At 71.7% G+C, this 5094-nt stretch carries 5 protein-coding genes and 1 tRNA gene; 5 read left to right on the top strand and 1 reads right to left on the bottom strand.

The window, feature by feature from the left end:
* The coding region (locus tag JLI01S_RS16230; RefSeq protein ID WP_068266651.1) for a 4'-phosphopantetheinyl transferase family protein at positions 1-585 on the bottom strand (585 nt) is incomplete at its 3' end.
* Between the two features lie 63 nt (positions 586-648).
* Between JLI01S_RS16230 and JLI01S_RS16225 the strand changes: the two genes are divergently transcribed.
* The 5 genes from JLI01S_RS16225 to JLI01S_RS16205 form a co-directional block, all read left to right on the top strand.
* Positions 649-722, top strand: a tRNA-Arg gene (locus JLI01S_RS16225).
* Between the two features lie 51 nt (positions 723-773).
* Entirely contained in the window at positions 774-2495 is a 1722-nt protein-coding gene (locus tag JLI01S_RS16220; RefSeq protein WP_068266648.1) for a dynamin family protein, read from the top strand.
* On the top strand, positions 2492-4144 hold the full coding sequence (locus JLI01S_RS16215) for a GTPase (protein WP_068266645.1): 1653 nt from the start codon (positions 2492-2494) through the stop codon (positions 4142-4144). Before JLI01S_RS16220 ends, JLI01S_RS16215 begins: the two co-directional genes overlap by 4 nt.
* Before the next feature lie 167 nt (positions 4145-4311).
* Positions 4312-4839 carry a single-stranded DNA-binding protein gene (locus JLI01S_RS16210; RefSeq protein ID WP_068266642.1) on the top strand — a complete coding sequence of 176 codons (528 nt, stop codon included), beginning with the start codon at positions 4312-4314 and terminating at the stop codon, positions 4837-4839.
* 68 nt (positions 4840-4907) lie between these two features.
* On the top strand, positions 4908-5094 hold a 187-nt coding region (locus JLI01S_RS16205; protein ID WP_157075023.1), incomplete at its 3' end, for an ATP-binding cassette domain-containing protein.

The raw sequence follows: 5094 nt of genomic DNA, 5'->3' as shown, positions 1-5094 counted from the left end.
CGGCTCGTCGGCCCGCCAGTCCACGAGCCGCGGCGCGAGACCGGGCGCGGAGACGAGGACCTCCGACGGGTCGACGACCAGGCCGTGGCCGGTCGCCTTGAGGACCGCCTCCTTGCGGGCCCACACGCAGGCGCGGGCGACGAGCAGCTCGTGCCCCGTGAGCCCGTCGAACCCAGCGACCTCGTCAGGAGCCAGGGTCGCCCCGGGAAATCCCTCGAAGTCGGCATCGGTCAGGTCCTCGACGTCGATCCCGACATCGACGCCCTGCGCGACTGCCAGGACGGCGACGTCAGGCGTGTAGGAGAGGGAGAAGTGCCACCCCGCTGCCTCGACGAGGCTCGGTTTGCCGTGCCGGTCGGTGTCGCAGGTGGCACAGCGTCGCTCGAAGGACAGCGAGGCGGGATCGCGCTCGAGCAACTCGCCGAGGACGCGCCGAGCGAGGGCGTGCCCCGTGACGAAGGGAGCGGACTGCCGCTTGCGGACGGCACGCAGGCGCTCGCCGTCGTCGAGCAGGGCGAGATCGGCGGGGGACTCGCTGACCCTCGCCTCGCGCACGACCACCCGGACGGACATGGTGCCGATCATGGCAGGTCGACGCGGTCACTACACTGAAGCCCGCCCCGCGTGGTCATCATCCGGCCGGGGCATGCCTCCGTAGCTCAGGCGGACAGAGCAAGGGCCTTCTAATCCCTAGGTCGTTGGTTCGAATCCAACCGGGGGCGCTTCGGCGCCGTGCGTGCTGCACCCACCCCTTCGCTGGTTAAGGTGTGCCCATGGGTGAGTTCGCACCGGGCAGCGACAATGACCGTGACCTCTTGGCACGGGTCTCTGCGCTGCGGGACGAGGTCGAGCGCAGTCGACTGACGCTGGACCTGCCCAGCACGCAGGCGGCCCGGACGGAGCGCACGGCGCTGCTCGACCAGCTCGATGACTACGTGATCCCACGCCTGTCCTCGATCGACGCCCCGCTGCTGGCTGTCGTCGGTGGCTCCACCGGCTCGGGCAAGTCGACGCTCGTCAACTCCATCCTGCGGCGCGAGGTCAGTCGTTCCGGGGTCCTGCGCCCCACGACCACCAGCCCCGTGCTCATCCACCACCCCGATGACGAGCGGTGGTTCCGGGACGCGCGGGTCCTCCCTTCGCTTGCTCGGGTCACCGGCGACGAGCGCCGCGAGCCGCAGCCCGGCACCGTCCGCCTCACTCCCTCGCAGACCCTCCCTCCGGGTATGGCGATCCTCGATGCTCCCGACATCGACTCGGTCGTCTCGGCCAACCGCGAGCTGGCGGCCCAGCTGCTGTCCGCCGCCGATCTGTGGCTCTTCGTCACCACCGCGGCCCGGTATGCGGACGCCATCCCGTGGGGCCTGCTGCGCCAGGCCGCCGAGCGGGGGACGGCTGTCGCCATCGTGCTCGACCGGGTGGACCGTCCGGCGATGACGGAAGTCCGCTCGCACCTCATCGAGATGCTGCGCGAGCAGCACCTCGAGACGGCACCCGTCTTCACCGTCCCCGAGACCGACCTCGTCGACGGACTCATCCCCGAGGCCGACATCCAGCGGCTGCGCGGCTGGCTGACGGCCCTCGCCGGCGACCAGCGGGCCCGGACGATGATCATCCGCCAGACCCTCCAGGGGGCCCTGCGCTCGCTCGAGGGTCGTGCGCAGGTCCTGATCGAGGCGGCGCAGTCGCACCGCGAGGAGACCAGCAGCCTCGCGCAGACGGCCTATGACGCCTACGACAAGGCCGAGGAGGGCGTCACCGACGGCATGCAGGACGGGCAGCTCCTGCGTGGTGAGGTGCTCGCCCGGTGGCAGGAGTTCGTCGGGACCGGTGAGTTCTTCCGCAAGGTGGAGAAGGGAGTCTCCAAGATCCGCGACCGCGTCACCTCCACCGTGAGCGGCGGCCCGCCGCCGTCCGCCGAGCTCGACGAGGCCCTGCACACCGGCGTGAGCGCACTGCTCATCGCCGAGGCGGACACGGCCGCCGCGACGATCGCCCGCAGCTGGCGCGGTACCGAGGCCGGCCCCGTCGTGCTCGACGAGCACCCGGACCTGGCGCGCTCCTCCTCGCAGCTGGAGCCCTCCGTCGAGCGCCTCGTGCGGGAGTGGCAGAGCGATGTCCTGGACATCGTGCGGGCCGAGGGTGGCAACCGCCGCACCAATGCCCGGATCGCCGCCTACGGGGTCAACGGCATCGGGCTCTTCCTCATGCTCGTCTCCTTCGCCCACACCGGCGGTGTCCTCGTGGCGCCGGAGGTGGCGATCGCCGGTGGCACGACGGCGCTGGCACAAAAGGTGCTCGAGGCGATCTTCGGTGACCAGGCCGTGCGCGACATGGCCAAGAAGGCCCGCTCCCTCCTCCTGGAGCGTGTGGACGCCCTCTACACCGCTGAACGAGAGCGCTACACCGACGTGACCGGCGACCTCGCCGTGAGCGAGGCGCAGATCCGTCGACTGCAGCAGGCGACCACGGCCGTCGGGGAGGGGCTGCGATGAGCCGGCTCAACCCCCTTCGCCGAGGTGGCGCCGCGGCACTGTCCGTCGAGGAGCTGGGCGCGCGGGCCGATGCCCTGTCGGATGCGCTCGACGCGGGAGGCGCACGCCTGGAGCGAGCGCAGGCGAGCCGAGCCGGCGATGTCGTCGACAAGGTCCGTGAGCGCACGGCGCTCGTCGGTGGGCACACCGTCGTCGCGCTCGCCGGAGCCACCGGCTCGGGCAAGTCCTCGCTCTTCAACGCACTCGTCGGCGCCGAGGTGGCCCGAGCAGGCATGCGGCGGCCGACGACGTCGACCCCGACCGCGGCGGTCTGGGGCTCGGAGTCGGCCGGCGAGCTCCTCGACTGGCTGTCGGTGGGCACCCGGCACGAGGTCGACGCCACCGACACCACCCTTGACGGGCTGGTCCTGGTGGACCTGCCCGACTTCGACTCGCGCGAGTCGGCCAACCGCGAGGAGGCGACGCGCGTCCTCGAGCTCGTCGACGTCTTCGTGTGGGTGACCGACCCGCAGAAGTACGCGGACGCAGTCCTGCACGACGACTACGTCGCGGTCCTGCGCGAGTACGGCGCGGTGACGGTGGTCGTCCTCAACCAGGTCGATCGGCTGCCCGCCGGCGGCCAGCAGCAGATCGCCGAGGACCTGGTCCGGCTCCTCGAGCGTGACGGCCTGGACCGGCACGAGGTCATCGGGACCTCGACCGTCACGGGTGTCGGTCTCGACGAGCTGAGAGCGCGCCTGCACGACGCGGTGGAGCACTCCGACGCGGCCCGCCACCGTCTGGGGGCTGACCTGCGCAGCGCCGCCGAGGGCCTCGGGTCGTCGGTCGCCGATGTCGAGCCCGGCGTGCCCGGACGCACCCGCGACGAGCTCGTCGACGCGTTGGCCCGCAGCGCCGGGGTCCCGACCGTCGTCGACGCCGTCGCCAGGGACTTCCGGATGGAGTCGTGGGCTCGCACGGGATGGCCCTTCACCCGATGGGTGCGCGCCTTCCGGCCCGCACCATTGCGCCGGCTGCGGCTGGATCGCCAGGCCGACGGCGCTCCGGACATCACCGAGCACGACGTGCGAGCGGTGCTCGGCCGCTCGTCCATCCCGCCGCCGGCGCCCGCTGCCCGGGCCGCGGTGGACCTCGCCTCACGTCGCATCGGCACCGCCGCGGGAGAGGGCCTGCCCACCCGCTGGGCCGACGCCGTCGCCGACGCCGCGCGCCCGGAGAGCCACGACCTCGCCGACGAGCTCGACCAGGCCGTGATGCGGACCTCCCTGCGCGGACGCAAGCCGCTGTGGTGGCCGATCTTCGGGCTGCTGCAGGTCCTGCTCGCGCTGACTGCCGTCGCCGGCCTCGTCTGGCTCGTCGTCATCGCCCTCGCCGGCTGGCTCCAGCTGCCGGACATCCCCACCGTCGATGTCGGACCCTTTGCCACTCCCTTCCTCCTGCTCGTCGGTGGGCTGCTGGGCGGGCTGCTGCTCGCCGCCATCTCCCGCTGGTTGGGCAGGATCGGCGCCCGCAAGCGGGGCTCCGTGGTCGACAAGCGCTTGCGTCGAGCCATCGGTGAGGTTGCCGACGAGCGGGTGATCGAGCCGGTCGAGCAGGTGCTGGCCGACCACGCGCGCGCACGGGCGGGCATCCAGCGCGCGCTCGGCTGACGCGGTTGTCCGGCTGACGCGGTTGTCCGGGCTGTCCACAGGCTCGCCGGCTGGTCTGCGCCTCTCCACACTCCGCGCAGGGGGATCCCCAGCGCCCTGCGCAGCCCCGAGGGTGGATCCCACGAGCTCACCGGGGAGCGGTGAGCAGGAGAGTTGGGAGAGCAGTCATGAACGAGACCGTCATCACCGTGTGCGGGCGGGTCGTTGCCGACCCCGAGCACCGCACCACCAGGTCGGGGATGCAGTTCACCACCTTCCGGGTGGCGAGCACCGTGCGACGTCGCAACCGCGAGGGGGTCTTCGTCGACGGGCCGACGAGCTTCTACAACATCGCGGCCTACCGGTCGGTGGGCATGAACACGCACACCTCCTTGCGCAAGGGCGACCCCGTCGTCGTCTACGGCCGGTTGACGATCAACACCTGGCAGCGTGCCGACGAGTCCTGGGGCAGCTCGCCCGAGGTCGAGGCCATCACGGTGGGCCACGACCTGACCTTCGGGACCACCGAGTACGCCAAGGCGGGCCGTGGCGCAGCGGACGCCGCGGCGCAGGAGGCCTCGCAGCACGGGTACGAGATGATGACCGACCGGATCGAGGGGAGCGACGAGCAGAGCTGGGGAGCGCCGGTGCCGCCCTCCGACGCATCGGCGGGTGACGCCGCTGACGCGGAGGCCGAGGTCCCCGTGCCGGCCTGAGGGGCGGCGGGTGGCCCGCCGGGGTGGACCGATTCGGGTGCGGGGGCAGGAGTGGATAGCCTGCCCCCATGGCCGATTACATCTACACCATGGTCCGTGCGCGCAAGGCACACAACGAGAAGGTCATCCTCGATGACGTCTCGATGTCTTTCTTCCCCGGAGCCAAGATCGGCATGGTCGGTCCCAATGGGGCCGGCAAGTCGACCATCCTCAAGATCATGGCGGGGATCGACCAGCCGAGCAACGGCGAGGCGA

It is taken from the genome of Janibacter limosus NBRC 16128, from assembly GCF_001570985.1.
GTDB lineage: Bacteria > Actinomycetota > Actinomycetes > Actinomycetales > Dermatophilaceae > Janibacter > Janibacter limosus.
Note: the sequence above shows the minus strand (reverse complement) of the source record. Positions and strands in the feature narration are given on the sequence as shown.

Coding starts and splice junctions, on each gene's coding strand:
- JLI01S_RS16220 (WP_068266648.1), top strand. CDS start 774: ATGGGTGAGTTCGCACCGGGCAGCGACAATGACCGTGACCTCTTGGCA.
- JLI01S_RS16215 (WP_068266645.1), top strand. CDS start 2,492: ATGAGCCGGCTCAACCCCCTTCGCCGAGGTGGCGCCGCGGCACTGTCC.
- JLI01S_RS16210 (WP_068266642.1), top strand. CDS start 4,312: ATGAACGAGACCGTCATCACCGTGTGCGGGCGGGTCGTTGCCGACCCC.